The 25956-nt window shown below is 42.6% G+C and carries 23 protein-coding genes; 8 read left to right on the top strand and 15 right to left on the bottom strand.

Annotation, left to right across the window (positions count from 1 at the left end):
* Window positions 1–48: 48 nt before the first annotated feature.
* The 7 genes from O9X84_RS00645 to ccmA form a co-directional block, all read right to left on the bottom strand.
* Window positions 49–711: a redoxin family protein gene (locus tag O9X84_RS00645; RefSeq protein ID WP_269517566.1), complete on the bottom strand. Its 663-nt coding sequence runs from the start codon at window positions 709–711 to the stop codon at window positions 49–51.
* Window positions 708–2711: a heme lyase CcmF/NrfE family subunit gene (locus tag O9X84_RS00640; protein ID WP_269517565.1), complete on the bottom strand. Its 2004-nt coding sequence runs from the start codon at window positions 2709–2711 to the stop codon at window positions 708–710. Before O9X84_RS00640 ends, O9X84_RS00645 begins: the two co-directional genes overlap by 4 nt.
* Window positions 2712–2714: 3 nt before the next feature.
* On the bottom strand, window positions 2715–3317 hold the full coding sequence (ccmE, locus tag O9X84_RS00635; RefSeq protein ID WP_442864482.1) for a cytochrome c maturation protein CcmE: 603 nt from the start codon (window positions 3315–3317) through the stop codon (window positions 2715–2717).
* A gap of 90 nt (window positions 3318–3407) precedes the next feature.
* A complete protein-coding gene (gene ccmD / locus O9X84_RS00630) occupies window positions 3408–3605 on the bottom strand; it encodes a heme exporter protein CcmD (RefSeq protein WP_269517564.1) in 198 nt (65 codons plus the stop codon).
* A gap of 1 nt (window position 3606) precedes the next feature.
* Window positions 3607–4359 (bottom strand): heme ABC transporter permease, encoded by a 753-nt coding sequence (locus O9X84_RS00625; RefSeq protein WP_032094312.1) that lies wholly within the window; start codon window positions 4357–4359, stop codon window positions 3607–3609.
* The gene (gene ccmB / locus O9X84_RS00620; protein ID WP_269517562.1) at window positions 4359–5024 is read right to left on the bottom strand and encodes a heme exporter protein CcmB; all 666 of its coding nucleotides are present in this window, start codon (window positions 5022–5024) and stop codon (window positions 4359–4361) included. The genes O9X84_RS00625 and ccmB overlap by 1 nt, the downstream gene beginning before the upstream one ends.
* The gene (gene ccmA / locus O9X84_RS00615; protein ID WP_269517561.1) at window positions 5024–5647 is read right to left on the bottom strand and encodes a cytochrome c biogenesis heme-transporting ATPase CcmA; all 624 of its coding nucleotides are present in this window, start codon (window positions 5645–5647) and stop codon (window positions 5024–5026) included. The genes ccmB and ccmA overlap by 1 nt, the downstream gene beginning before the upstream one ends.
* Window positions 5648–5985: 338 nt before the next feature.
* Here ccmA and O9X84_RS00610 point away from each other — a divergent pair, with 338 nt between their 5' ends.
* Window positions 5986–8652, top strand: a complete 2667-nt coding sequence (locus O9X84_RS00610) for a flagellar hook-length control protein FliK (RefSeq protein ID WP_269517559.1) — start codon at window positions 5986–5988, stop codon at window positions 8650–8652.
* A gap of 115 nt (window positions 8653–8767) precedes the next feature.
* Entirely contained in the window at window positions 8768–9091 is a 324-nt protein-coding gene (locus tag O9X84_RS00605) for an EscU/YscU/HrcU family type III secretion system export apparatus switch protein (protein ID WP_269517558.1), read from the top strand.
* A gap of 136 nt (window positions 9092–9227) precedes the next feature.
* On the opposite strand, the gene O9X84_RS00600 is transcribed toward O9X84_RS00605, so the two are convergent.
* The 8 genes from O9X84_RS00600 to O9X84_RS00565 all read right to left on the bottom strand — a co-directional run bounded on the left by O9X84_RS00600 (window position 9228) and on the right by O9X84_RS00565 (window position 20026).
* Complete coding sequence (locus tag O9X84_RS00600; RefSeq protein WP_269517557.1) at window positions 9228–10448, bottom strand: ABC transporter permease; 1221 nt, start codon at window positions 10446–10448, stop codon at window positions 9228–9230.
* Window positions 10432–11238: an ATP-binding cassette domain-containing protein gene (locus O9X84_RS00595; protein WP_269517556.1), complete on the bottom strand. Its 807-nt coding sequence runs from the start codon at window positions 11236–11238 to the stop codon at window positions 10432–10434. The genes O9X84_RS00600 and O9X84_RS00595 overlap by 17 nt, the downstream gene beginning before the upstream one ends.
* A gap of 424 nt (window positions 11239–11662) precedes the next feature.
* Window positions 11663–12952 (bottom strand): HlyD family efflux transporter periplasmic adaptor subunit, encoded by a 1290-nt coding sequence (locus O9X84_RS00590; RefSeq protein ID WP_269517555.1) that lies wholly within the window; start codon window positions 12950–12952, stop codon window positions 11663–11665.
* Between the two features lies 1 nt (window position 12953).
* A complete protein-coding gene (locus O9X84_RS00585; protein WP_269517554.1) occupies window positions 12954–15137 on the bottom strand; it encodes a peptidase domain-containing ABC transporter in 2184 nt (727 codons plus the stop codon).
* 54 nt (window positions 15138–15191) lie between these two features.
* Entirely contained in the window at window positions 15192–15959 is a 768-nt protein-coding gene (locus O9X84_RS00580; RefSeq protein WP_269517553.1) for an ABC transporter permease, read from the bottom strand.
* Window positions 15943–16890 (bottom strand): ATP-binding cassette domain-containing protein, encoded by a 948-nt coding sequence (locus tag O9X84_RS00575; protein WP_269517552.1) that lies wholly within the window; start codon window positions 16888–16890, stop codon window positions 15943–15945. Before O9X84_RS00575 ends, O9X84_RS00580 begins: the two co-directional genes overlap by 17 nt.
* A gap of 43 nt (window positions 16891–16933) precedes the next feature.
* The gene (locus O9X84_RS00570) at window positions 16934–19720 is read right to left on the bottom strand and encodes a type 2 lanthipeptide synthetase LanM family protein (RefSeq protein WP_269517551.1); all 2787 of its coding nucleotides are present in this window, start codon (window positions 19718–19720) and stop codon (window positions 16934–16936) included.
* Between the two features lie 102 nt (window positions 19721–19822).
* Window positions 19823–20026 carry a hypothetical protein gene (locus O9X84_RS00565; protein ID WP_269517550.1) on the bottom strand — a complete coding sequence of 68 codons (204 nt, stop codon included), beginning with the start codon at window positions 20024–20026 and terminating at the stop codon, window positions 19823–19825.
* A 284-nt stretch (window positions 20027–20310) separates the two neighbouring features.
* Between O9X84_RS00565 and O9X84_RS00560 the strand changes: the two genes are divergently transcribed.
* The 6 genes from O9X84_RS00560 to O9X84_RS00535 all read left to right on the top strand — a co-directional run bounded on the left by O9X84_RS00560 (window position 20311) and on the right by O9X84_RS00535 (window position 25946).
* A complete protein-coding gene (locus tag O9X84_RS00560) occupies window positions 20311–20586 on the top strand; it encodes a hypothetical protein (protein WP_269517549.1) in 276 nt (91 codons plus the stop codon).
* Entirely contained in the window at window positions 20583–22094 is a 1512-nt protein-coding gene (locus tag O9X84_RS00555; protein WP_269517548.1) for a radical SAM family RiPP maturation amino acid epimerase, read from the top strand. Before O9X84_RS00560 ends, O9X84_RS00555 begins: the two co-directional genes overlap by 4 nt.
* Window positions 22095–22096: 2 nt before the next feature.
* Window positions 22097–23386 carry an MFS transporter gene (locus O9X84_RS00550; protein WP_269517547.1) on the top strand — a complete coding sequence of 430 codons (1290 nt, stop codon included), beginning with the start codon at window positions 22097–22099 and terminating at the stop codon, window positions 23384–23386.
* Window positions 23386–24897, top strand: coding sequence for a hypothetical protein (locus tag O9X84_RS00545; protein ID WP_269517546.1), 1512 nt, complete (start codon window positions 23386–23388; stop codon window positions 24895–24897). The genes O9X84_RS00550 and O9X84_RS00545 overlap by 1 nt, the downstream gene beginning before the upstream one ends.
* Window positions 24898–24918: 21 nt before the next feature.
* Complete coding sequence (locus O9X84_RS00540; protein WP_269517545.1) at window positions 24919–25089, top strand: hypothetical protein; 171 nt, start codon at window positions 24919–24921, stop codon at window positions 25087–25089.
* Window positions 25090–25151: 62 nt separating this feature from the next.
* On the top strand, window positions 25152–25946 hold the full coding sequence (locus tag O9X84_RS00535; RefSeq protein ID WP_269517544.1) for a hypothetical protein: 795 nt from the start codon (window positions 25152–25154) through the stop codon (window positions 25944–25946).
* Window positions 25947–25956: the final 10 nt, after the last annotated feature.

Below are 25956 nucleotides of genomic sequence, written 5' to 3'. Positions count from 1 at the left end.
AGTGTCTTAACCTCAAGACAATGAGCAACGACGTTATACACTGGCGCATTACTCTACCTCCGCGCTAATAGTATTAGCGTTTGCGTTGGTACTAGTACTTGTCTTATCACTATTACTATCAAACTTGCCTGTCGATGCATCTGCCACTAACCGATTGTACAGTGGGCCTACTTTGTTTTTCCAAACCCGCTCATTAATGTCACCAATATGATGCATCCGGATAACGCCCTGGGCATCAATAACAAAATGCTCTGGTGCGCCCGTAACGCCCAAATCTAGAGATGTATCGCGGTACACATCAAAAATATTAAACGCATATGGATTGCCGTATCGGCTCAACATGGATGTCACTTCTTGTTGCACTCTATTGAGAGTCTTAGTGCCAAAATCTGGATCTAAATCTTGGTCAAAATAGAGACCGACAATATGAACGCCTTTTTCATTTTTCAGCTCAGTCAAATAAGGCATTTCAACCGCGCACGTCACGCACCATACGCCCCACACATTTAATAGCGTCACCTGTCCTTTTAAACTTTCTGGGGTATAGGTTATGTCTGGTTGCATGAGATCTGGCAGTGAGAACGCTGGCAGTACTTTATCCTTCACCTGAGAATCTAGCTCTCGCGGGTCTGAAAACAGCCCTTTGAACAAAAAAACAACCAGCAGTAAAAATAATACCAGTGGAATGACGACTAAACGCGCATTCTTCATATTGCATTCCCTTCAGGTTTATCTGTCGCGCTTCTACTCAATACCGCTTTGACTTTCTTCACTTTCGCAATTCGGTAGCGCTTGTCACTAATTGACAGTACGCCGCCCAGCGCCATTACTACGGCACCAGCCCATAGCCATATAACAAACGGTTTAATGTATATCCGTATTGCCCAAGCCCCATTATCTAATGGCTCGCCCATGGCGATAAACACATCTCGTGTAACTGTAGAGTGAATTGCAGCCTCGGTCATCGGCATACGCTGAACGGTGTAAAGACGCTTTTCGGGCTCAAGCCTAACGACCTTCTCGCCGTTTTTATACACATCGAAAACGCCAGCATCGGCATTATAATTTGGTCCGTCGGCGCGCTTTACATCGGTAAAAGTAAAGTCATAACCACCTAGACTCACTGTCTCGCCAACATCCATACGAATATCACGCTCAAGCTCATAATTAGACACTAGAGTGATACCAATAATTGAAATAGCAAAACCAACATGACCAAGCACCATACCCCAGTGGCTAGGCGTCAGTTTTTTCAGCGACGTCAGTGTGCTCATGTCACTGGGCATTGAGGATACCCGCTGAATAACTTCTTGCACAGTCATCACCAAAATCCAAAAGACCAGTACCATACCAAGCACACCCATGTAGCTTGGCGTGTCGTAGGCGAAGTTCACAAGTATTCCTGCACTTAGCGCAATGCCCAGCGCTATAAGCAACTGTTTTTTAAGCTCGCTGGCTTTTTGATGCTTCCAACGGGTAAGCGGCCCAAGGCCAAGAATAAGCACAAAAGGAACGATAAGCAGCGTAAACATCTGATTGAAAAACGGTGCGCCCACAGAAATACTGCCCAACCCCAACTCTTTATGCACAAGTGGAAATAGAGTCCCTAGCAACACCACTAGCGTTGCAGCACAGAGGAAAACGTTGTTTCCCATCAATAACACTTCACGAGAGAAAGCTTGATACCTGCCCGGGCTTTTCAGTGACGCAGCACGCATTGCGTAGAGCAGTAAACCAAAACCACTGAGCACAATAAGAATACCGAGAATAAATAAACCTCGGGTGGGATCGCTTGCAAAGGAATGCACAGATACAATAACGCCAGAGCGAACCAAAAAGGTACCAAGTAAACTCATACTAAATGCAGCAATGGCCAATAAAACGGTCCAAGACTTAAAGGCTTTGCGCTTTTCAGTTACTGCTAAGGAGTGCATTAATGCAGTACCTACTAGCCATGGCATGAAGGACGCATTTTCTACTGGATCCCAGAACCACCAGCCGCCCCAGCCAAGCTCGTAGTAAGCCCACCAGCTACCCAGTGCAATACCAACGGTGAGAAATGCCCATGCAGCAATTACCCAAGGACGAGACCAACGAGCCCACGTAGAGTCGAGTTGTCCTGAAATTAGCGCTGAAATTGCGAATGCAAACGCCACAGAAAAACCCACATATCCCATATACAGCATAGGAGGATGGATAATCATGCCAAAATCTTGCAGAAGCGGATTGAGATCTCGCCCATCAACAGGAAAGAACGGCAGCATGCTGTTGAACGGGTTTGACGTTAGCAGCATAAACAAATAGAAACCGATACCGATCATTCCCAGCACCGATAGGACTCGAGCGACCATAGCAAGGGGGATCCCTCGGCTAAATATGGCCACTGCAACAGTCCATAGCGACAGCATTAATACCCACAATAAAAACGAGCCTTCATGACCACCCCATACTGCGGTGATTTTATAGTAGATAGGCAGTTTGCTGTTCGAGTGTTGGGCAACGTATTCAACGCTAAAGTCATCGGTGACAAAAGCATATGTAAGGCACACGTAAGCAATTAGTGTAAAAATAAATAGGCCAATCGCTAACGGCTTCGCCGTTGCCATCAAGGTTTCATGTTGACGGTGGGCGCCCCAAAGCGGATATACCGCCAACAAAATGGATAGCACTAACGCCAGTGTAAGCGCTATATTACCAATTTCAGGTATCATAACTTACTGCCCCTCATTCATGCTCGTGGTTGAATCTGCCTTTGAGGGCTTATTGCCCGATACACCGCTTTCGTAAGTGCTGTTCTTATAAGAGCTAGCGTCATAGGATTTGTCGTTATAAGAGTTGGCGTCTGAAGAACCGTAACCGGATTTATTTTCCGGCTTAACGTGTTTTATACCCTTCATTTTTTCTGCCAATTCAGGCGGCATATACTCTTCGTCGTGTTTTGCCAGTACTTCCTGCGCATTTATCTGTCTTGAGTCTGTTAATACGCCCGTTGCCACTATGCCCTGACCCTCGCGAAATAAATCCGGTAAAATACCGGTAAAAGTCACCGTGACAGCAGGGCCTGTATCTACAAGGTCGAAGCTCACCGCTAAACTATTAGGGTCGCGGCTTACCGTTCCAGGCACCACCATTCCGCCTATCCGCAAACGCTGTCCAACCTGTGGCTTTAGTCCATTTTTACCCTCAATGATTTCGCTTGGCGTATAAAATAAATCAATGCTGTCGTTTAATGCATAGAGCATCAGTCCAATTGCACTAGCAACTAGAAGGCCGATTAAAGCCACTACAGTTAAACGCTGCTTTCGTCTTGGGTTCATGCAACTATCTCACTTCGATATTTGGAAAATTGAAAAATGTGTCTTGTTGATAGCACGCCTTATACAGTGCGCTAGTTTTAAGCGCCCAATTTAAACGCTCTGCTGGGCACGCTTAACTCGGGCTCTTCGCTCTTGTTCTTTTAGCGTTGTAGACAGCAGCGTTTTTTGTTTTACATAACTTTGTATTGCTATGATGGCCATGCTGCCAAACGTGACAAAAAACGATATCCATACGTAAAAGGCATACCCGCCCATCGCAAAAAAGTCTGTCAACGATTCAAATTGCATACTACTGAGCCCCTTTTACCTGTTTTTTCGCAAGCGCTTGCACCCAAGGACGATGCATTTCTCGCAGCACAATTTCATTGCGTAAGCGAACTGTGGTTACTGCACCAATAAAAAATGCAAAACCAAGTAGGTTAATTAGTAGTGGCCACAGCATTTCAGGTGCTATCGAAGGGTTGTCAAATTTGCTAATTGTGGCGCCTTGATGAAGGGTGTTCCACCACTCAACTGAGTAATGAATAATGGGAATATTCACTACCCCTACTAGCGCCATAACCCCTGCGGCTTTGCCAGCTTGCTGTTTATCTTCAAACGCACCGTAAAGCGCTATAACACCAAAATATAAAAACAACAGAATAAGCTCTGAGGTCAACCGCGCGTCCCAAACCCACCACGCACCCCACATGGGCTTACCCCATGCAGCACCGGTGAACAAGGCAATAAATGTCATTACAGCGCCAACAGGCGCCATGGCAATCATGCTCATGTAAGCCGTGCGCCACTGCCATACCATACCGACGAGTGCAGCTACTGCCATGGCTACGTAAGTACCCATAGACAATATGGCGCTTGGCACGTGAATATAAATAATACGAAATGAATCACCCTGTTGATAATCCTGTGGCGCAAACGCAAGACCCCATAGTGTGCCAACAAACAAAGCAACACCGGCGCCTGCCCAAAGCCAAGGCTGTAACGTTACGCAAAGCTGATAAGCTCGCTCTGTTTTTGCATAGGGATGTAACCACTTCCACATTAGTTCTGACTCACTCTTAAAGAATACGCTATCGCAAAAGGTGCTATTGCTAGTGCCAGCAACAGCATGGCCGCGATAATAGCAAGTTGCGGATAATAAGGTAATTGAAGTGCGGCAGAATCCACAGCTGATGTGGCAAAAATGAGTAACGGAATAAAAACAGGGATTAGCAGTAATGCTAACAACACACCACCTTTCTGTAACCCTACCGTTAACCCTACTGCAATTGCACCAATTAACGACAGTAGCGGCGTACCTAGAAGCAACGTTGCTAATAGCGCCACGTACATATCAAACGTTAAATTTAAAAACATGGCTAATAGCGGTGACAGCACTAGCATGGGAATAAAACTCACCAGCCAATGCACGCACACCTTCACAGCACTAATCCCTGCAAGAGACATACCTGAGAGCACGTATTGCTCCATGGTGCCGTCTTGAAAATCGTCTCGAAACATTCGCTCCATGGCCATCAATGATGACAGGATTGCCGCAATCCACAGCACCCCAGGACCAATGCGTTGCAAGGTGTCAGGAGACGGGCTTACACCAAGAGGAAACATGGTAACAACCATCAGCAAAAACATAAGCGGTTGGAGTAGTTCAGCCTTCTGTTTAAATGCAATGTGAACGTCTCGCTTAAAAACTCCCTGATACAGCGACATTAAAACCGATACTCCAAATCAAATACGCTGTGCTCGCCTGCAGCTTCAGACAGCGGCTGATGAGAGGTAGTAATGACAACGCCACCACGCTCAACATGAGATTTCATTCGCCCTTCGAGCAACGCTATGCCTTTAACATCTAATGCGGTAAAAGGCTCATCGAGGATCCATACGTCAGCGGGTTTTAACCACAAACGGGCAAGGGCTACTCTTCGCTGCTGACCCGCCGACAAGAACCGTACTGGTACGTCTTCAAGACCGACTAGCCCTATACGCATCAATGCATCGAAAAGTTGGCTCTCTTCGCATTTCACTTGATGTTGCGCGAGCCAAAACCTTAAGTTGTCCAGTGCAGATAAACTGCCGTTGGTCCCGCTTTTGTGACCTAGGTATAACAACGTCGACAAATACGATAACGAAGAATCTGCAATATCTTCTCCGTTAAACAATACGGTGCCAGATTCAGGCGTGCTTAGCCCGGTAAGAATTCGAAGTAAGCTGGTTTTACCCGCTCCGTTAGGCCCACGGACATACAGAAGCTCACCGGCATTGACCGCCAATGAAACATTTTCGAATAAGACCCTGTCTCTTTTTACGCATGTCAGTTCACACGCTTTTAGCACTACGACGTCTACCTTCTGTACGAATTACTAACTCTAAAAATTGGCGCTAGTTTATCACAGGATGGCATTTTCGCAGTCGCGAATATCAATTAAATATGATTTACTTCAACAGTTTTCTTGTCTTTTTTATTTACGATTTATTGTTTCCATCCCACGCTATCTACTACATTAACTGGGTTGTTCATATGCCTTTCAAAAAATGAGTTAGTTAGCGAATTAATCGGTGAGCCAATAACTGGTTTAATAGGCGGCTTTTTACCTGCTTTACTATAATAATCGATTGTGCCTTTATTAATTACTCAGCTAAGGAAAAACATGCCAAGGCCGATACCAATCACATGACGTCGCAACTTTCCAATATTCTCGCGAGTGTACTGAAAACAACAGCACAATCTACAGGGCAATCCGGCGCTGCGAGCGCTGCTGGAAGTCAAAACACCAGTCCGGTCTCCGCTGGTACAGGCTCGGCACCTACTCAACAAGGCGCTATGAATCAATCCCGGAGCAACCCGCTATCACGGGCGGTAGCAATTGATAACGCCGCTAAGGTAGTTGTTGCTCGGCTTCCAGATAATGTTTTGGCCCTAAGCACTCCCCAGTTAAAAGCGAATTTACGTGTCCCCGATACTGTTGCTCGCCAAGGAATACAGCAGCCTCAACTCATATCCCTCGGCTCTCGGGCAAGTGGCTCTGGGACAAGTGGCTCTGGGACAAGTGCTTTGGGAGTAAATAGCTCTGGAGCGACGGTTTCTGGAATAAACAGCACAGTACACGCTGCATTGACGTCTGTAGAGGTGATATCACAGAGCACAAGTATTCCTTTGGATAAGCAAGGTCAACTGTTTAAAGCAATCGCAGAAGCTTTAAAGAACGCTGAAGGAGCCGCCGTATCGCTTAGGGCACAAATACATTCTGTTACCAGTAAAGAAGTAACCCTTGGTATAGAGGGGGGTAAATCACTTCATTTGCCCTTGGCGCAATTAGACGCTAAGTCAATGGCATCTCTTCAAAACCTTATTGGCAAAGGCGTTTCCATCAGCCTTAACAGGACGCTAAGTGGGAATATTGCGCTAACCCTACACACTAGTTTAAATACTATTGCCAACGAGTTAACGGGCAAGAGCTCTGCACAGCAGCGCACAAACTTAGACTCCCTATCACTAGGAAATATAAGTGCAAAAGCTCAATACCAACTTATTGAGCAGGCACTTAAACAAGGCGGTGTGGCGATATCTCAAGAGCGCGGTGCTCCTTCAGCGTTAAAGCAGCTTCTCCCTGGTTCGGCGTCGCTCTCTATCTCAAGTTTTGGCAACAACACCTTAAAAGCCGTAAGTCTACTTTCCTTAAATACAAAGGACGCAGCAAGCGCTACACTAAGCGTTCACACTACAAAAAATAGCGTGCTAACCACATTTTCACTACCGGCTTCAGCTTCACTTTTAGCCAAGGACATATTGCCTGTATTGAGCAAAGGACAGCTGCGTAATGTAGATGTTAAAAGCCTGCCGATATCTCAACTTACTGGCATTGAAATATTAAAAGCTGGAAAAGGAGCAAGTTCACGGCTAGCACCTAATGCGTCATTACATAGCTCTCATAGTGTTAATAATGCTCACAGTGCCAGTATTAAAACTGCACCTGAGTCCCTTAGCGGCAGTGATGTACATAACGCCATTCGCTCACTCTCCCGTGTTTTATTAAATCAAACTGGCAGCACCGCTAGTGCCCTTACAGCCCTAGTGTCCATTGTAGAGAATAGACCGAACACTAGCGCTCCTGGGCAAGTACAAGGTAATTCCATAGCTCAACAAGATACGTCATCTGCACTGTCCAAATTAATACAGCAACTAAAAAGCATAGATGTTCGCTCGGCGTCGCCTTCGGCGCTAAACAAGCCACAGCTTGAAACAACTCAGGGATTGCCTGCACAAAAGGCACCTTCTACTCAGGTTGCAAATGCGGTGGAAAACGCAGCGAACACCCAATCGACCAAAGAAGCAAACGCAACAAAGCCCTCGCTGGGGGCAATTGCTCAAATGATAAAATCTGAAGCAAAAAGCGCTTCGGTGGAGCTGTTTAATAATCTATTGCAGCAACTTTCAAATAACACCAGTAAGCAGCAAATAAGTGCTAGTGAACGAAACGCGCTAGCCAAAGAAATGACAAGTGCTTTAGCCGAGTCTGACGTGAAATCTACTGACAGCACAGGAAAGGACAAAGAGGTTAAAGACGTTAATTTAAAGGCCGGTACGTCAGGGTCTGACTCGTCATTGCCTCAGCGTATTCAAACGCTGCTAAACAGCCCAGCACTTTTGGCAACGCCATCAACGCTGACCTCTCCCGTTGCGGTATCGAGTTTTGTACAAGGACTTGTTGCACTTGTTCAACTCGCATTAGCGGGAAGAGCCCTGCAGCGACAGCCCAGCCTGAAGTCGCAAATAGATGCACCTGACTCTATTATCTCCAAAACCTTAGCAAGCGTGGGAAGTAACACTCAGCCAAGCAGGGTTAGCCAAGATGTAAACCAGTTAGATGGCCGTCAGCAGCTGTTAGCTCAATTAAAAACGTTACTTGCCAATCATCAGCAAAGCAAAGTGACTCAAGCAGATACACGTATTCAAGGTCAAGATGCCTTTTATTACGTGCTGCCCACGTTGTCTCAACACAGCGCGCCACCGGAACTGCTTATCTATCGCGAAAATCACAAACAGCGGCAACAGCAAGAAAATAGCGAGCAGCGGGGTCTATGGAACGTCACTATGAAATTGGATATCGGCGATACGGGGCAGGTGCTTGCCAAATCAAAAATAGATAAAGAGTCAATAACACTCGACTTGTATGCGTCTAATGACGTTATTCTGGCAAGAATTGCAGATACACTGCCGTATTTAACCAAACGGTTAGAAGGGCTGGGTCTTCATGTTGAAAATTCGAGTTTTCAACGCGGCCATATACCGGACACACTCAATAGCCGTCCTCATCATATTTTTGAGACCAAAGTGTGAATCGTGATTTGAATGCTTTTTTTGATAGTTTTTCTTATTAGCGTTCCCCTTGGAAACGCTCTGTTGAGTCTCCCTTTTTCAAAAGAAGCGTAAAAATGGTAAATGAGTTATTGCGATGAGTTCAGATAAGCAAAACAAGGCTAAACGTGCCATAGGCCTCAAGTACGAAGGAGGCGACAGGAAAAATACGCCCAAAGTGGTGGCAAAGGGTTATGGCGACCTCGCCGAAGCCATCATCGCTATGGCAGAAGAAACAGGAATACTTATTCATGAAGACCCTTATTTAAGTGAAGTACTTGCCACACTTGATGTAGGCCAGGATATCCCAGAGTCATTGTATTTTGTTATCGCCGAGCTGCTCGCCTACTCGTATGTTCTGCAAGGGAAGATCCCGCCGGGCTGGGAAGGTATCATCAAACGAATCGATTTTGAGGTATGACACGCTTCCTTTGTATTAGCCAAATATCCGGCCTTCGAAAATATTCCACGGCATAAAAAAACGCCCCGTGTTGCTGGTAGGATTAACCACCTTCCAACCACACGGGGCGCTCACACTGATACCTGTTGTCCATTGGCTATCTAAATAGTACTTTTTCTTTGTTGAACCAATGAATGCAAAACATGATAAGGCCTATTGCGATAACGGCCGTGGAAGTGAAAATACCGAACAGCGCAAAGTAATCCATAGTGCCCTTAAACAGTTCCTTCATCGCGAGAGCTACATTCGTTAACGGGACCCACACCCACGCCCCTTTCAGTTCTACACCAGGCATCATGGCAATCAGCACAGGGAAGATAACTACCATGATTAGCGAGCCCATATAGCTTTGCGCTTCTTTAAATGAGCGCGCATAGATAGACAGGGAAAGCAAAATAGCGGCAAATACTGCCACCACAGGCACCAACATAAGAAATATAAGTACAAAATCTACAATACCAATCATGGACATCACTTCAACGACAAATTCGATGGCCATGCCTTGCGATAAGACTATTCCCCACAGAGCCATAGATGATACGGTGATGAGGGCAGTAATGATCCCCGCAGCGCTTACCGTAAAGAATTTACCCAGTACAAGTTTGTATCTGTCCATTGGTGAGATAAGTAATGTTTCTAGTGTACCTCTTTCTTTTTCCCCTGCCCCCAAATCAGCGGCCGGTGCCATTGCACCTTGTAAGCACAGTATGAAAATGAAATACGGAAGGAAGCCGCCAATACGCTCTCCCCACACTTCTCTATCGTCGGCAATATTTTGCTTTTCAATTGAAATGGGTTTTAGCAGCGCCTCCTGCTGAGATTCATTTAAACCTAACTGCGTAAATGCAGAAAGCTGGTATTCATCCATATATACATCGATAATTTCAGCTACCCGTCCATACACCTTATTAAGCCCAGCGTCATTAAGATAAAGCTCAATTTTGTGCTGCCCAGATGTCAAAATATCAGGGTTAAAGGTTTCAGGTATTACTAGCACGAAGTCTAAGGTTTCGTTTTTAATCAGCGTTGCGTAGCCTTCTTTGTCGGTAGCTGTGTCAGTATCAGCGCCGTCAATAGCGACTTGCTCAAACTTATCAGAAGCCTGACTGAACGACTCAACAATATCTGGCGCATAAACTTCACCAACAATGGCATATTTTAAAATTTCGTTTTCTGCCTTTTCAGCGGCATTACTCATAAAGAAAATGCCCACACCAAAGATTGCGGGGAACAGTAATAGCGGTAACAAGATCATAAAGATAATGGTTTTTCTATCCCGCAATAACTCTTTAAATTCCTTCTTAAAGATTAACCACATTGCTCTTCTCCTGTGATTCTGTTTCTAGTGTTTTAAGGAAACTCTTGTGCATTTGGCCATCAGAAAGTGCGCTGAACGCCGCTAGTGAGTCATTGAATACCGTTTCACCTTGATTGATGACGGTTACTTTGTCACACAGCGTTTGCACTTCATCTAGATGGTGGGTAGAGAAAATAACTGGCGTGCCTTTATCTTTTAATCGCTGGATAAATTCCATTACGGTGCTGGTAGCCATAATATCTAAACCCGTGGTGGGCTCATCAAGCACAACAAGTGAAGGCTCGTGAATAACCGCTCTCGCTATTGATACTTTCTGCTTCATCCCAGATGAAAAATTTTCGGCTCGTCGCTCTAAGAAACTCTGCATATCAAGTAAGTCTGCCATTTCTTCAATACGAGCATTAATCGTACTTTTCGATAATCCATGCAGTTCGCCGAAGTAACTGATATTTTCTCTACCAGTAAGTCGACCATACAAACCTGTGGAGCTTGATAAAAAGCCTATCTTTTTACGTGCAACATTAGGATTCGCCAAAATGTCTTGGCCATCTATTAACACGCTGCCGCTATCTGGACGAAGTGCCGTTGACAACATGCGAAGCGTTGTCGTTTTACCCGCTCCATTGGGTCCAAGCAAACCAAGAACCTCTCCACTTTGACATGTAAAAGACACATCCCTAACAGACTGAAAATAACGCCCCTTTAAACGCGGATCTTTTTTCTCTTGTTCGCTAAGCTTTTTCGGGTTCTCGACCTCAAAGCGTTTAGCGAGACCTGAAATTTCAATCATCTCCATTCCCTCTTTAAGTAACTGACTTATTATTTGTTTTATATATCGTCTGCTAATAGCCATATGACACTGATGTAGAGTCCAGCACATATAACATCAGTCTTTATACGTTAGCTTTTATTACAGCATCGCTACTTTTCTATATTTAAACAAGATCCAATCAACGAAAAAGTGTTAGTGAGTGTGTGGTAGCATCACGGACCTATTAAGCAATATACCGAATATTCTGCTGGGTCGTTCTATTGAATCTCCTGAAATAGAGAGGCAGATTAATCGAAAAGTTGAAGACTATTCAGTTTGTGAGGTCTGTGACATTTAAAGGGGAGGGGGTTGGGAAGAGGCAGCAAAGCAGTCCTTTATGATACTCCCACCTAATCGGCTTTTGCAAACTTATTGGCGCATGAATGAAAAACTGAGGAAGCGATCACGTCTCCTCAAAAGCGTAAATCACCTTATCGAAAAAACGCTCTACTAACCTTCTATCCTGAGTGATGATACGCGCAGCCCCTACCATTTTAGGCGAATAAGGTAGGGCTTGATGGTAACTGGTTATTAAGTTTTCAGGTAAGGTAACATCAACAGCGTAGCCTTTCTTTCCTGGAACATTTGATATCCGTGATACGGTACCAAACACTTTACCAAATTCGAGTGATGGATAGCTGGCAAGTTCAATACTTACACGCTGATCATGCTTGATTTTTCCTGCTCCCAAGTGATCAACATACAGTTTACCTATCATCTCAGTGGTATCGCTATAGACTACTAATGCGACATCACCTCGCTGAATCTGCTGATTTGAACTCCAATAATTCGCAAATGAAACTTTTCCAGCAATGGGAGCTACAACAAGATAATCTCTCTTCCAAGCCGTTATTTCACTCTCCAATCCAAGAAGAGCCTGCTCGATGTTGAAAAGGAAGGTGCGTTTTTGCTCTTCTAGTTTAATCGAGGTTTGAAGGGTGTCACTGCTAATTTCCTCTTGTTTCACTCTATTGAGTTCCAATTGAATATTAAGGTCGTCCAGTGACAGATTTCTATCAAGAAAGCGGTTTTCTAGAGATACTAAACTTGATTGCGCAATCACCCCTCTATCAATCAGCTCCTTATTTCGATTGTAGTTATTCTTCTCTATACTGAGTTTTCGGAGCTGTGTTTTTTTTTTGCTTTGTAGTTGTTCGTGCAGTGAGATATACCGCTTTAATAGGGTTTTGTTACTGATTATTTGGTTTTCAAGTGACCTTGACTGAATGAAAAGCATGTACTGATTAACGGCATTAAAGAGATTTTTGACCGACGGCTGTAGTTGACCAAAAGCCGTTCGACCTGTTGTATATTCGCTGAAGCGTTCAATACTATTATCAGAAAAACTGGCCCTTAGCTTCACTAACGCGCTTTCAAGGCGTAAAACGTCTTGCAAATTAACATCACTGTCTAGCAACAACAAAGGCGTCCCTTTGTCTACTAGTTGCTCATCAACAACAAACATACTAACGATTCTCGCATCAACACGTGATAGCAGCTCTACAGGCGGTTTTTTAGAAGTCAATATGATCGGGGCATCTATGGTATCTGGGTATTTTATAAACCAGGTCAGAACTAAAAGAATAGAAAACACGGAAAAGAGCAGTGCAGTACCACTTTTTACGATCCAAGAAGGCGCTCGCCCTACTATATCTTCAACTGGATCTGACTCAAAAATATCAGATTCTGCCATGTCACTCTCCCAATTCTAATTGGTTTCTAACGAGATTGAAGTAATAGCCTTTTTTATCAGTTAACTGCAAATGATTTCCCCGCTCAACTATCTTGCCTTTGTCCAGCACAAGAATCTGGTCCGCATTTTTGACCGTGCTAAGTCTATGTGCGATCACAACGACCGTTTTTCCCGAAAAGAATGTTTCGAGATTAGCGTGGATCGCCTTTTCATTGTTGGCATCTAAAGCTGAAGTTGCTTCATCAAAAAAGAGATATTCTGGGTTTTTGTATACGGCTCGAGCAATGAGAATCCTTTGCTTTTGTCCTCCACTCAATCCTAGGCCTTCTTGTCCAATCTTGGTTTGGATACCTTGAGGAAACCTATCTACCTCTTCAAGAATATTCGCTGTTGCCAATGCTTGATATAAACGTTCCGCATCAATCTGCTCAATCCCCATAGCCACATTTTTAGCAACGGTATCATCAAAAATATAGCCGTCTTGCATTACGACACCGCATTTACTTCGCCACGTATCAGGACAGAGTATGCGTAAGTCATTGTTCGCAACGGTCATCTTGCCGCTATTCAAATTATAGAATTTTAGCATCAACTTCAGTAAGGTAGTTTTACCGCTACCACTAGTGCCAACAATAGCTGTGGTTTTTTTAAAAGGAATTTCACATGTTAGATGGTCTAAGGTATACCCCTCATCATGGATTGAATATTTAAAGCATGCATCGTGCAATGTGATTTGCCCCGGGGGAATGAGGTTGCATATTGCCTCTCCAATTTCTTCTTTCTCATCTTTGAGGTTTTGTAATTCACTGAGTCTTTCCATACTAATCTTGGCATCTTGAGCCTGCCTCACAAACTGCAAAAACTGTTCAATGGGTGCATTCATTTGACCTAAAATATAGATTACTGCCATCATCATTCCCAGTGTCATGTCACCATCTATAACAGCGCTAGCGGCGAAAAATGTGATGAGAATATTTTTTCCTTCATTCAAAAATTGCGTACCGGCTTGCTGGTATTGTTCAAGGGCTAATGCCTTCACACGAACCTTGAACAAACGCCCCTGAATGCGCTCCCAAGCCCATCGAAATCTGGAATCACTTTGATTCATCTTGATTTCAGGCATACCATTTACCAATTGCACTACTGCATTCTGATTAGCTGACATTTGCGCGAACTGTTGATTATCCAATGCTCTTCGTCGTTTTAAAAAAAGTGTGACCCAAATAATCGAAATCACGCTGCCAATGAAGAAAATAGCAAAGATAGTGGTGTTATAAGTCATCATAATCGCACTGAAGACAATCAAATTAATCATTGAAAAAACAAGAGTGATAGAATGAGAGGTTAGAAATTCCTCAATTTTATTATGATCAGAAATACGTTGAAGAATATCCCCAAGGTTCCTTGAGCTAAAATAAGAAAGGGGAAGGCGCATTAGCTTCATCAGAAACTCTGAGATTACGGCGATATTCACTCTGGTCCCCATATGTACCAAAATCCACCCTCTTATAAACTCATTCGCAAGCTTGCTGACAAACAATATTACTTGAGCAACAAGTACGGCATACACAAAGTTTATGTCGTTGTTTCCTATACCGTGATCAACAAGTGCTTGCGTCAAAAACGGAACTATAAGGTTCAGCATAGAGCCCAATACCGCGCCAATCCCAAGTTGTACCATAAAATTTTTGAAACGAAACAAATGGCTCAGAAGCTGGCTCAAACCATTGTTTGTTTGAGTGCTATCATCTGCTTCTTGATAGAACTTATCTGTAGGTTCTAAAAATAAAGCAATCCCTGTATCTTCATTTCCAGTCCACTCTCTTTTAAATTGACTAGCGGTCAACTTTATCTTAGCTCCAGCAGGATCGGCTATATACACATAGCCATTTTTAATTTTATAAACAACGACAAAATGGTTCCCTTGCCAGTGTACGATGCACGGGAGCAGTGTTTCTTGCATAAAATGCGCTACCGTCATTCTTACTGGCAACGTTTTCAGTCCCACTTTTTCTGCAGCATTATTAATGCCTAAGAAAGTAACACCCTGCTGCCCTTTGTCACACAGTCTTCTCATTTTTTCCAAAGAAAAGTGTTTTCCGAAGTGATGGCAAATCATCATTAGACATGTCGCACCGCAATCCATAAGATCCAGTTGGCGATAGAGTTTGAAACTAACTGACATAACCTTTCCCGTAATACCGAAAAATTAAGCAAGTATTGGAGGCGATGTAATGTATCATCCTGCTCGTTTACCCTGAGATATAAATTTCAGACTGAAAACAAACAGTACAATCGCAATGAAGAGACTTAACCAAACCGCTTTTTCCTGCAGCGCTACAGACGTTGACATACTTGCCATCAACATATAACTCCATGGAAAGTAAACCCAATATTCAGAACTGCCTATTTGTACAATTCCCATAGTGGCAACCACACCGACTGCTAAAGCGCCAATCATGCTATTGAGCCGCCAACTGATGAAGTGCTGAATCACTAAGATAGGTAAACTTGCAATGACAATTTTTGGAATAGCAACAAGTAGTGTGTAGCCGTAACTAACATCAAAAAGCGCTCCAAACAAATACATAATTAAGGTAGCCAATAAACCAAAAAACCAGAGCGCGAACGTAGAAACGATGACGAATAACAAAGACAAAAAAAGTTTCGATACGTAGAAGATAGTTAGGTTTACAGGAAGCGCTAACATGAGTCGCCAAGTATGGTTCTTATGCTCGTTGCCATTAATAGCGCCTGTAATTAGGGCCACTAACAAAGGCATCATAAAATAACACCACAAGGCATTTACATTAGCCCACCAACTAGTCCATTGATTCGAGTTATAAAGGCTTAGGTCGGCAGATTTTAGGGCTAATCCCAATGAAAATATGATAACCAAAAAGGGCAAGGCTACTACCATCATCAGTACCGGCGAGCGTTTAACTTTGAGTGCTTCTACACAAAGAATTGTTGTTATATCACTCGATAGTTCAAAGACTGTTTTCATTGGCAAACCACTGTTCTAGCGTTAATTTTTGATAATAAGATTGATATAATTCAAAACCACTTCTTATCAGTAGGGCATGTAAGTTAGCTTGTTGTTGGTGGCGTATATTGTTGACGTTAAGACAGCGCTCGTTGACAACACTACAATTAAAGCCATGTGCTAAAAGTAGCTCCCAAGCCCTGTTGGCTGTCGATACTTCCAACACCATATTGACCTGTTGTGACTTCTTCCAAGAGGGCATGTCAGTACAAATTTGAATTTTTCCGTCTTTCAAAACCGCAAAATCAGAGGCCATTTTCTCGACTTCATCAAGATTGTGACTGGAAAAAAAAACGGTAGTATTGGTCATGTCTGGAAGATCTGACAATAACCTTCGAATATCTCGAATACCGTGTGGATCGAGTCCATTGGTAGGTTCATCAAGAATGAGCAATGTTGGACTACCCAATAAAGCGTGTGCAATCGCCAGTCTTTGCTTCATACCCAATGAAAAATGCGATATGAGATCTTTTTCGCCTTCGGTTAGCGAAACAATATCTAATACATGAGCAATTTCTGATTTAGGAAGCCTCTTTATCTTACAGCCTATGGAAAGGAACTCCCTTGCGGTAAGGTTTGGATAGATGCTAGGTGACTCAATTAGCGCACCTAAGTTTTTTAATACTTTGTAATCAGGTGCTTGTTGAGATCTTTTAGCAAAATGGTTCTTTGGGCGAAAAAGTTTTTTTCCACAAATTACGACTGAACCTTGGTCTGGCGCCGCTAAACCTGTAAGGATCTTTATTGTGGTCGATTTTCCTTCACCATTGTTCCCAAGAAAGGCAAAAACACTGCCAGTTGGTACCGCAAGGTCGACCTCCTTTAGGACGCGACGCCCCAAAAACGACTTGCGGATACCATTGAGCTCTAATGCATAATCGTTATTCATCATGATTGTTTATCCCTCGCTTCTCATGCGTTTCAAATATTGACAATTACTTAACACAAGCTAGCAAAGAAGGAACTTTCTCATTGAATAATACCCTCAAACACTGATACCCAATACCGGTTACCCCTATCATCAAACCAAAGGAATCAACATTTTTGTCACCTAAATCCCAACCAAATTGCTCTATTTTTTGTAGTACTGCTTCTGTCCTGTTCTCTAATACGTTTAAGTAATCTTCGCCAAAATAGTGGTAACTTCCAATAAGCAACTCTAAATTTCCAAATGCACCAAAAATTAAGGTGTCATTACCTTCGAACCCTTTTTTTAACGTCGTATTGACGGCTGTCGCATGCTCATGCACGCACTCATCGTCGCTAACACCGGCTTGCAACAAAGCTAGTCTTGACAAACCAATGCCTGGTGCACCATGCGACCATGCCACTGAAGAAAATGGTTTGCCTTCACATTGCTCGATAACGAAGTCTCGACAATCTTGCCAATTTTGCTGATCAGGTAGAAATAAAGAGCGTTCATAATCGATGCAACGTTGTGCGGCATGTCGGTATTTTTGATTGTTTGTTACTTGGAATAGTTTAGCAAATGCCATAGCAAAGCCAGACGCGCCATGCGCCATTCCGGTGAGTGGAACCGCACTACTGATCCGCCAGCAATACCCTTGATAATCTTGCTGTCGCTCCGTCAAAAGGTGTTCAGCACATTGCTCGGCCAAACGTAGCGTTTTCTTAGAACCACTGTATAAATAGTTGTTTGCGCACGCTAGCATCAGGCCTGCAGCTCCCTTTATAAGCCCTAGACGCTTATCCTCGCTAATAAGCGCATCAAAGTTTACGTCTTCAATGATAAGCTCGATTTTATCAAGGAAATGTCTTTTACCTGTGATCCTGTTGAGCATAGTAAAAGTGTGGATAATGGCGCCCCAACCATAATATAGACCTATCGTATTTAACTTTTGTAAGCTTGACTCCAACTTGGAAACAAAAAGGCGATATGCTTTCATCGCAATTTCACTATGCCTAGGACTATTCATATGTTTTCCAAAACAAGTAAGAAACAGTATCTCGCAGGGCATTCCAGCGTAAAGATCTAATCCGGCAGGAGCAAAACTAAGCGTCGAATTGTCCAATGAAGAAGAGCGAACCACCATCCAACTCGCAACTTTTTCGTCTTCATGAAGATGCGCTTCAATATAGTCTGCGACCTTTTGAGCCTGTCTTATTAAACGGCTCTCAAAATCAGCGTCTCGTTTTTGTCCACAATCATTTACATATGACGGCTTTTCTCGTAAGAGGTTTTCATTGAGTTTTAATGCAGTGTCTATTATCCACAGTTGATAACTCAAATCGTTTTTACTCAAACGTTCTAGCTTACGTTGAACAGTATCGAAGCCTGAGTGTTCAAAAAATGCTTTTATTTTTCGAGAGTCGCCAAGCCAAAGATCTTTACTGTTAGCTTTTGTTGTAAATAATGGGACGTCCATTTTCCGTAAATCGGCAATTTCGTCTTTAATCGTTTTTTTGAAAATGGTATTGTCTTGAAGTGAAATAGACAAACCGTTGAAATGTTCGAACTCCACTTCTTGTGACGTCATTACCGCCGGGTGGTCTGACTCCGTCAGTAAATAGGAGTAACATGCAGTGAAACGGAGTAGAACCCTGATATTGTCATTTTTAAACTCTGAAACATAACGTTTAAACGCACACTGGTTTTCAAGCACTTTTTCATAGAGGTGTTTAAAGCCACTTTTGAAAACCGTAACTTGGTCAATATCTAATGATACCTTTACGCCATTGAGCTTCGGTATATTTTGAGCACCATCAAGTTTGCCTTTTCTTCTTATAAATTCATATTCACCCGAGCCATCAGGTACAAGAACCATGGCATTAAAAATCCCTTCTGTCCCCTCAACGTCTGTCATGCCACTGATGTCAGGCATCACGCTTTCGTTCAGATGTACTTCGGTAGGTAATATCCCTGTCATTAATACAGAGTCTTCTTTCACCTCGCTAATATTGGGAATTTCAGGATGAAAAAAAGACTCCAAATCGATCAATACCGGATGGTCACCGCATGCAATTAGGTTTTCATAATGAAAGTCTGTGCCGTTTAGCATATACAAAATGCAGGTATACGCACCTAGCCTCTCATAAAACTTTGTGATCTGTTCTTGGTTTTCGCAACTTTTATAAGCCACATACTCCACCCAGCCATAGTCTTTTTGATCAATACAGACAGGCAAAATTAAATCAGTGTTGGCAAATGTATTAACTTGCTGAATAAGCTGCGCAAAGTGTTTATCAATAGACAGTGATCTGGGCTTATAAACGACGCTTTGCCCATCAGAAAGTTTCAGTATAGCAACACTCTTGCCTCCTCTGTGGGCATCTCCCATGGCGTAACGAATATCGACAATATCGGGAGCTACAGTCACATTGAGTATGTCGCTAGCAATACTCTCTCTATCGATATGGTATCGCTCAATTATATTGACAGTCTGTTCTAACCAATGTTGGCATAGTATAGCAATACGCTGTTTTAAAACTGGATAAAGTTTAAAAAAAAAGTGCTTCACCTCAGGTTCTTTTTGAAACGATTCCGTGAACTCGTCAAATGAAATATGTTCTTTAACACTCTGAAAATGAGTAATTAGCGTTTTTTGGGATTGGTTGAAAAGAGTAAAATTAAGATGGCATATTGCCTTTTCCATCAGCGAGTTAGAGCACGCAATACCCTTTTCGTATAAGTGTTCACACAACCTCTGTCTACACGTTTGGACTTCCTCTCCAAAGAAAAATGCTAATTTTTTTAGTTCCATACTGTATCTCTTGAAGTGGTGTCTACACCATGTGCGGAGGTGCGATAGTGAATAATGAAAGAGCGGAGCGACTAAACTGCAGTCGCTCTTACTCACTCGTTTTTATATAAGGCGGCTAAACGGGTTGCAGCTCTGGCCGCCGTTACATTCTCCGCTGATAGTACATATCCAACCTGAAGAATTGATGTTATCCATTTTGCCACCACTCAGTTGACGTAATGTGTCTTTATCAACAGATACTTTATCTAATGAGTGTTCAGATTTGCTTTGATTACTTTTCAAAATTTCAGCTACATTTTTCATCATTGTTCCCTATTTAGTTTAGAACAGGTTTGTTCTTGATGCGTTTGTTTTACGCCTTAGTAACGTTATTCGACTTTTAAATACAATCAAGTAAGCAACTGAAAAAATAAGAATTTCCTAAAAAACCAACCAAGACCTAATGACTTCCTAATGTTTTTTTAAATCTCTAATAAAATCCTAATTTAATCACCAAACATTTTTTCAAATTTCATCTATACCAATAATAGCACTTGTTACATCTACAGCGTTATGCAAGGCGTTCAATCAATAATGAAAAGGAAAAAACTATGCTTAAACTATCTAAAATTAGAAACGTTAAAATGGAAAATTTTGTTTTTTGTGCGTTAACGGTAGCAATGGCTTCAATAGGTGCATTGGCTCATGTCGAACGTAACAATAGCAATCAAACTTTTTCTGAATCAAAAAACGAAACCATTGCTGATGGGATTGGTATTTGCCCATACTTTCCTTTTTGTGAACCGGGACCTAATACCGAACCAAAGCCACAACCAAAACCAACAAAAAAGTCAGATAATGGCAAAAGCTCCAGGAGTGCAGCATGAAAGAGTCATTGATTGTGCGGCTTGAAAAAGAGCTTGCTGTTATTGAAAAAGCATTCAATGACAATAAGTTTAGAGCAGAATTATTAGAGAGGCCGGAGACGTATTTTCCTGAAGGCAAATCGATCTTGTCTGCATTGAAAATGTTTACCGAAATCTTTGCTGCTGATCCTCAATTAAGAACGAGAATCGCAACAGATACTGTGAGTGCCATAGAAGGCCTGCCTATTGCTGAGTATGTTAATTCAGCGGCGGAGTTCGCACCGCTATGGCAGGAGAGAGCCGACAACGTTGCGCAGATAGACTTTGAAAGGCACATCAACAGGCCACTTCTCGATGCCTATAACCAGTACAATACGATTCGCCTAAATTATTTAGATGGCACAAAGAATGATAGCTATGAGCAATGTAACAACAACTATAGGTTATGGTGTGAAGTAGAAAAAGCACGGTCCAAGTTCGAATTGGGTGTTCACGACAGCAAGGTAGTCCATGCGCCATTTGCAATTGAGTTGAATCAAGGCTGCTCAGTAGGCTGCTGGTTTTGTGGTGTTTCAGCAGAAAAGCTCACAGAGAAGTCTATTTACGACCGCTTTGAAAAGGAGTGGAAAGGCATTTGCAGCGCACTAAACAGATATTTTGGCGACAACTGCAGAAAAGGATTCCTTTACTGGGCAACAGAGCCGATGGATTCCACTGACTATGAAAAGTTTCAATCTGATTTTATAGCTGAAACAGGGTACATCCCGCAAGTGACTACAGCAGTAGGCCATAAACATGTAGATCGTATAAAACGCATTTTGCGAGAGCCCAATGCAAAATTGGCCACCATACACCGATTTTCATGCTTATCCGTCGCGCAACTTAAACGAGTCCACAGAGAATTTAACTCCGTAGAGCTTCTGTTTACTGAATGTATTCCTCAAAACAAAGAGTCCATCTTTTCTAAAGCCAATGCTGGCAAAGCAAGAAACAGCGAATTTATCGCATACAAACTCGGAGATGTTTCGGAAGAAGTTCAAAGAAAAATCATGAGCAAGGTGAGTCCAAGCATAGCTTGTGTTTCAGGTTTCTTGATCAATATTACAACCAAAAATATTAAGCTTATATCCCCCTGCCCAGCGACGAATGAATGGCCAAATGGATATCGAATCTACGCAGATGTCTCTTATACCGATGTCATCGACTTCGAAACCAAGCTCAAAGATATGGTCAATGCTAGGCTGGCGCAAGAAAAGGCCCTCTCATTTATTGACGGCATTAATGTCAGCAATTTAGACAACGGTTTTTGTATCTCTTCGTTATACGGAGAGCTTAAATTCGAACACCATCAACACAGAGATACCCTGCACGAACTTGTTCGCTGCATCCAGCAAGAAACATTCTCTCCCCATCAACTGATTGAACATTTGTCCGGAGACTATAACGTCACAGCGCAACAAGCCAGTGATTTACTGCAAGTAGTATCGAGCAAAGGCGTTATTGAACATATCCGCGAACGTGGAGCGTAACAATGCAATATTTTAAGATACTCCTATTCGGATTAGCACTGTCAAACATTGGTTCTTCTGTAACTAGCTTTAGTATATCGCTATGGGTTATGAAACAGACACAGTCATCTTTTGATTTCTCACTAGTAATGCTAGCGGCCGGGCTTCCAGTGCTTTTAACGGCACCTGTGCTGGGCGCAATTTCTGATAAATTTAAAAAGTTGTCGCTGATGATGCTATGTCAAACTATCTGTATTTGCTCAGCATTAGTATTGCTTGCCCTATTTTTTTTAGGGCTGGTAAACATGGCACTGCTCGTCATCGTCACGGTTGTAATGGGAATTGCTTCAGCATTGAGTGGTTTGGCTTTTGTGTCACTTATTCCGCTTCTCGTTGGAACCAGCAAACTTCATACAGCACAGGCATTCCGTGCAAGCTTAGGCTCCATAATCAGTCTAATTACTCCGGTTATCGGTGGTATTTTACTCTATCAACTCAATCTCGGTGTAATTTTACTTTTAGACGCTATAAGCTATTTATTTGCGCTTGCTAGCATTCAAATCGTACGTATCGAGAAACAAGAGCAGTCACCAGCATCATCCTCAGCGTTACTAAATATAATGGGGCTAAAAGCGTTTATCGCAGAATTGTCTGCTCTTCCAGTCATTAAGCGAATTTTTGTCAAATCAATCATGGTTAATTTTGTAAGCAGCTCATTGCTTGTTGTTATTCCATTTTATTTTCTATCTAGCTTTCCCTATAGCCAGGCTATCGCTTTAATGGTGGCGGGCTCAATTGGTGCATTAGTCGGCAGTATTTTGATTTCCAAATTTGCTAGTGACATAAATAAAATACCCACCTATACGAATACCGTTTTACTTGTGATGGCCGCGGCATACGCACTAATCGCTATACCTAACGTAATAAATGTATTTATCGGTATGGTCGTTCTGAGCGCTAGTTTTAGTCTTTTCAATGGCATGGTTACCGTATCAATACAAGTAAACACTAACGTCGAGAACCGTGGACGAATGTTTGCCTATCTTGGCATGGCTGCCCAATCAGCCAGTCTTCTCGCATTGCCAGTATATGGCTTATTAATGGATCAAAGTGGTTTCGTGTCACCAAACATAAACTCCTTGAGTGGATTTAAAGCGCTTTCAGAATCAGGTCCTTTGTTGTCTGCGTCCTATGCATCTATCGCCTCTGTAATTCTGATAGCAGCAGGCATCGCCACATTCGCTATATGGGTGGTATTCAGACTAAAAACACCTGCTATTAGCATTCACTCTCTCCCACAGGGAGAAAAATAATGATAATACAGAACGGTAAGTTTGAGCCAAAAATAGCTAAACACAAGTTTCTGACGAGGGTGACTCAGACAGGCGAATATTACAGGTTAGCTCATGTAAAAAGGTTCATTGAGGTCTTTAATGCCGATGAAAAACTGAGGGAACGCCTTTTAAGCGGGTTAGACATAAGCTGCCAATTACTTGAATACCAAGTAAAGATAGATCCACAAGACATTCGCCCACTATGGGACCCAAATGCCCCAGTATCTAAAGGCGCTGAAAATGTATTATGCCAACAGTATTTAGAATTTGAGGCGTCCCTGTTGCAACAGACCAAAACAAAGAAAACAGCTTTCTGTGAACCTTACAATGTTTGGTTACAGCGACAGAAAAGCCGTTGCGAAATAGAGTTAGGTGATCACAATAGTATGATTGCCCACGCTCCGCTTGCTATCGAATTAAGCAGTGGTTGTACTGTAGGCTGTTGGTTCTGCGGTGTTACTGCAAAAAAATTCCAAGGCAATACGCCAGTGGACCCGCAACAGCTTTCTTTATTTAGACATGTCAGCAAAGTCTGCCATCAATTGTTTGGCAATACTCTATCTTCGTCTTGTCTGTATTACGCCACAGAACCTCTAGACCACCCCTTTTACGAAGATTTTGCCGCTATTTTCTATGAGGAGACTGGTTTTCAACCGCAAGTAACCACTGCAGTAGCGGATATAGATTTATCGCGAACAGAAGCACTTATCATGAATCTTTCAATAGAATCATTTCCTAGTCTTCGGTTTTCCGTCCTGAGCATTCGCTCGTTAAAGAAAATATACCAACACTTTTCTGCTGAGAAAACGCTGTTCTGTCAGTTAGTACCTCAGATGAAAGGAGCGACACTAGTAAAAGCGAATGCTGGCAAAGCACTGGATGCAGATAGAAAACTGCATAAAGACAATAGCGGCAAGGTCATTTATTTACAAAGTGAAAGCGGCCAAAAAAGGCGAATTACCGCAGCACCAACCATTGCCTGCATTTCAGGGCTAAAGATAAACCTTTTTCACAAAACAATTTCACTAGTCACAAGTTGCAGAGCCTCTAAAAACTGCCCCAACGGCTACAAAACATTGTATGAGACACAATTTAACACCGCCGATGACTTTGACGTCAAAATAAACCACATTGTTGGCTTACTCAAAATCACTAACGACAACTCATCACTGGTATATCGACTTAATCCTATATTTCATTGTTCGCCACGAGAGCATGGCTTTATAGTCTCTTCGCCTAGTGGTAAGCAACTGTCTATTCAAAATCCGAAAATAGGGAAACTGCTTAGAAGATTAGGCGAGCTATTTTCAAGTAAAACAGATTTTACGTCACTCCAGTTACACCAACATTCGGTGGAGTTAAAAGTGACGCAAACCCAAATCACTGAAGTGCTGAAGTACATTTACCAACTTGGAATTATCCAAGAACACTCTCTACATTTCAGCGATATAACACCCTACTGTTCTGACCAACAAGTAGGTAATACATAATTAACATTAAAGGAAAAAAACATGGAAAATCAAGAAAATCCATCATTCTTAGACGAAATGAACGTATCAATGACAAACACAACGGAAGAACAAGCTGATGAATCGGGTATTGCTTGTGCTGTTGTATGTTGCTGTGCTATCGCCACAATCTGTATAGGCGGCTGCCTGCTTACAGAACGGGCCCTCGTATAACAGCGAAAGTCAGGGGAGTTTTTTAGCTACCCTGACTTTTTGTATTGCCAAGGAGTGAAAATATGACAAATGCAGCGGCTAATGTAACCAAACATGTCCGTCACGATGTAAAGGCCACAATCTACGCGTTAATCAATCCTCTCAAGGCGTTTCGCGATGAATTAAGTTCAATTTCTATCATGACGCCTATTTTTTTCATCGTGCTGGTCGCTTTTTTTTCAGCACAGCTCCAGTTGAGTAAAATAGACTGGGAGTCAGCGGCGGTGGAACAGTTTTATTCTGTCCCGGGGGAAACCGCTCCACCTTTTAAGGCTGACCGTTTATCCTATGCATTGGAAGCTGACAAGCAAGACATACTCGCGCTTAAGTCAGAGCTTGAAGCGCAGGCGAGGTGGTCGCCGCTGATGGCAGCAGCCATTATGCCAATTCAGATGCTTGTGCTATCTGCACTCTTTTTCTTTATTATTAGAATGACAGGAAAACAGGTAGCATTTTTAAAGGTTAGTAAGCTTTTACTATCTGCTTATATTTGGCCATTGTTAAGCCTTTCGTTCGTATTCTATTTTACTTATCGCGATGTTGAATTACTTACACTGTCGCAAATGAAACTTGCATCAGTCACTAGTATTGTAAGCTATATGAGTAATTTATCTGAAGTTTGGTCGACCGTATTATCCTCTATCGATCTCGTGAATCTCTGGTTAGTCTCTCTCACTTACATCGCCTTAACTCGCGGACTCAATTTGTCTCAAAAATTCAGTGCAATAATGTTACTAGGGCTTTGGGTTGGCTATATAACATTGAAATACTTGGTTTATGTCATGATTGTCGCAGATTGTATTGCATGTAATGTATAAAAGGATGATA

The sequence above is a fragment of the Alteromonas sp. BMJM2 genome, from assembly GCF_027257845.1.
In the GTDB taxonomy this organism is placed as follows: domain Bacteria; phylum Pseudomonadota; class Gammaproteobacteria; order Enterobacterales; family Alteromonadaceae; genus Alteromonas.
The sequence above is the reverse complement of the archived record's forward strand: the minus strand, read 5'-3'. Positions and strand labels throughout refer to the sequence as shown.

Bases quoted from the DNA above. Each gene is read 5' to 3' on its own strand.
- O9X84_RS00645 (WP_269517566.1), bottom strand. From the start codon at position 711: ATGAAGAATGCGCGTTTAGTCGTCATTCCACTGGTATTATTTTTACTG.
- O9X84_RS00640 (WP_269517565.1), bottom strand. From the start codon at position 2,711: ATGATACCTGAAATTGGTAATATAGCGCTTACACTGGCGTTAGTGCTA.
- ccmE (WP_442864482.1), bottom strand. From the start codon at position 3,317: ATGAACCCAAGACGAAAGCAGCGTTTAACTGTAGTGGCTTTAATCGGC.
- ccmD (WP_269517564.1), bottom strand. From the start codon at position 3,605: ATGCAATTTGAATCGTTGACAGACTTTTTTGCGATGGGCGGGTATGCC.
- O9X84_RS00625 (WP_032094312.1), bottom strand. From the start codon at position 4,359: ATGTGGAAGTGGTTACATCCCTATGCAAAAACAGAGCGAGCTTATCAG.
- ccmB (WP_269517562.1), bottom strand. From the start codon at position 5,024: ATGTCGCTGTATCAGGGAGTTTTTAAGCGAGACGTTCACATTGCATTT.
- O9X84_RS00610 (WP_269517559.1), top strand. From the start codon at position 5,986: ATGACGTCGCAACTTTCCAATATTCTCGCGAGTGTACTGAAAACAACA.
- O9X84_RS00605 (WP_269517558.1), top strand. From the start codon at position 8,768: ATGAGTTCAGATAAGCAAAACAAGGCTAAACGTGCCATAGGCCTCAAG.
- O9X84_RS00600 (WP_269517557.1), bottom strand. From the start codon at position 10,448: ATGTGGTTAATCTTTAAGAAGGAATTTAAAGAGTTATTGCGGGATAGA.
- O9X84_RS00595 (WP_269517556.1), bottom strand. From the start codon at position 11,238: ATGATTGAAATTTCAGGTCTCGCTAAACGCTTTGAGGTCGAGAACCCG.
- O9X84_RS00590 (WP_269517555.1), bottom strand. From the start codon at position 12,952: ATGGCAGAATCTGATATTTTTGAGTCAGATCCAGTTGAAGATATAGTA.
- O9X84_RS00585 (WP_269517554.1), bottom strand. From the start codon at position 15,137: ATGTCAGTTAGTTTCAAACTCTATCGCCAACTGGATCTTATGGATTGC.
- O9X84_RS00580 (WP_269517553.1), bottom strand. From the start codon at position 15,959: ATGAAAACAGTCTTTGAACTATCGAGTGATATAACAACAATTCTTTGT.
- O9X84_RS00575 (WP_269517552.1), bottom strand. From the start codon at position 16,890: ATGATGAATAACGATTATGCATTAGAGCTCAATGGTATCCGCAAGTCG.
- O9X84_RS00570 (WP_269517551.1), bottom strand. From the start codon at position 19,720: ATGGAACTAAAAAAATTAGCATTTTTCTTTGGAGAGGAAGTCCAAACG.
- O9X84_RS00565 (WP_269517550.1), bottom strand. From the start codon at position 20,026: ATGATGAAAAATGTAGCTGAAATTTTGAAAAGTAATCAAAGCAAATCT.
- O9X84_RS00560 (WP_269517549.1), top strand. From the start codon at position 20,311: ATGCTTAAACTATCTAAAATTAGAAACGTTAAAATGGAAAATTTTGTT.
- O9X84_RS00555 (WP_269517548.1), top strand. From the start codon at position 20,583: ATGAAAGAGTCATTGATTGTGCGGCTTGAAAAAGAGCTTGCTGTTATT.
- O9X84_RS00550 (WP_269517547.1), top strand. From the start codon at position 22,097: ATGCAATATTTTAAGATACTCCTATTCGGATTAGCACTGTCAAACATT.
- O9X84_RS00545 (WP_269517546.1), top strand. From the start codon at position 23,386: ATGATAATACAGAACGGTAAGTTTGAGCCAAAAATAGCTAAACACAAG.
- O9X84_RS00540 (WP_269517545.1), top strand. From the start codon at position 24,919: ATGGAAAATCAAGAAAATCCATCATTCTTAGACGAAATGAACGTATCA.
- O9X84_RS00535 (WP_269517544.1), top strand. From the start codon at position 25,152: ATGACAAATGCAGCGGCTAATGTAACCAAACATGTCCGTCACGATGTA.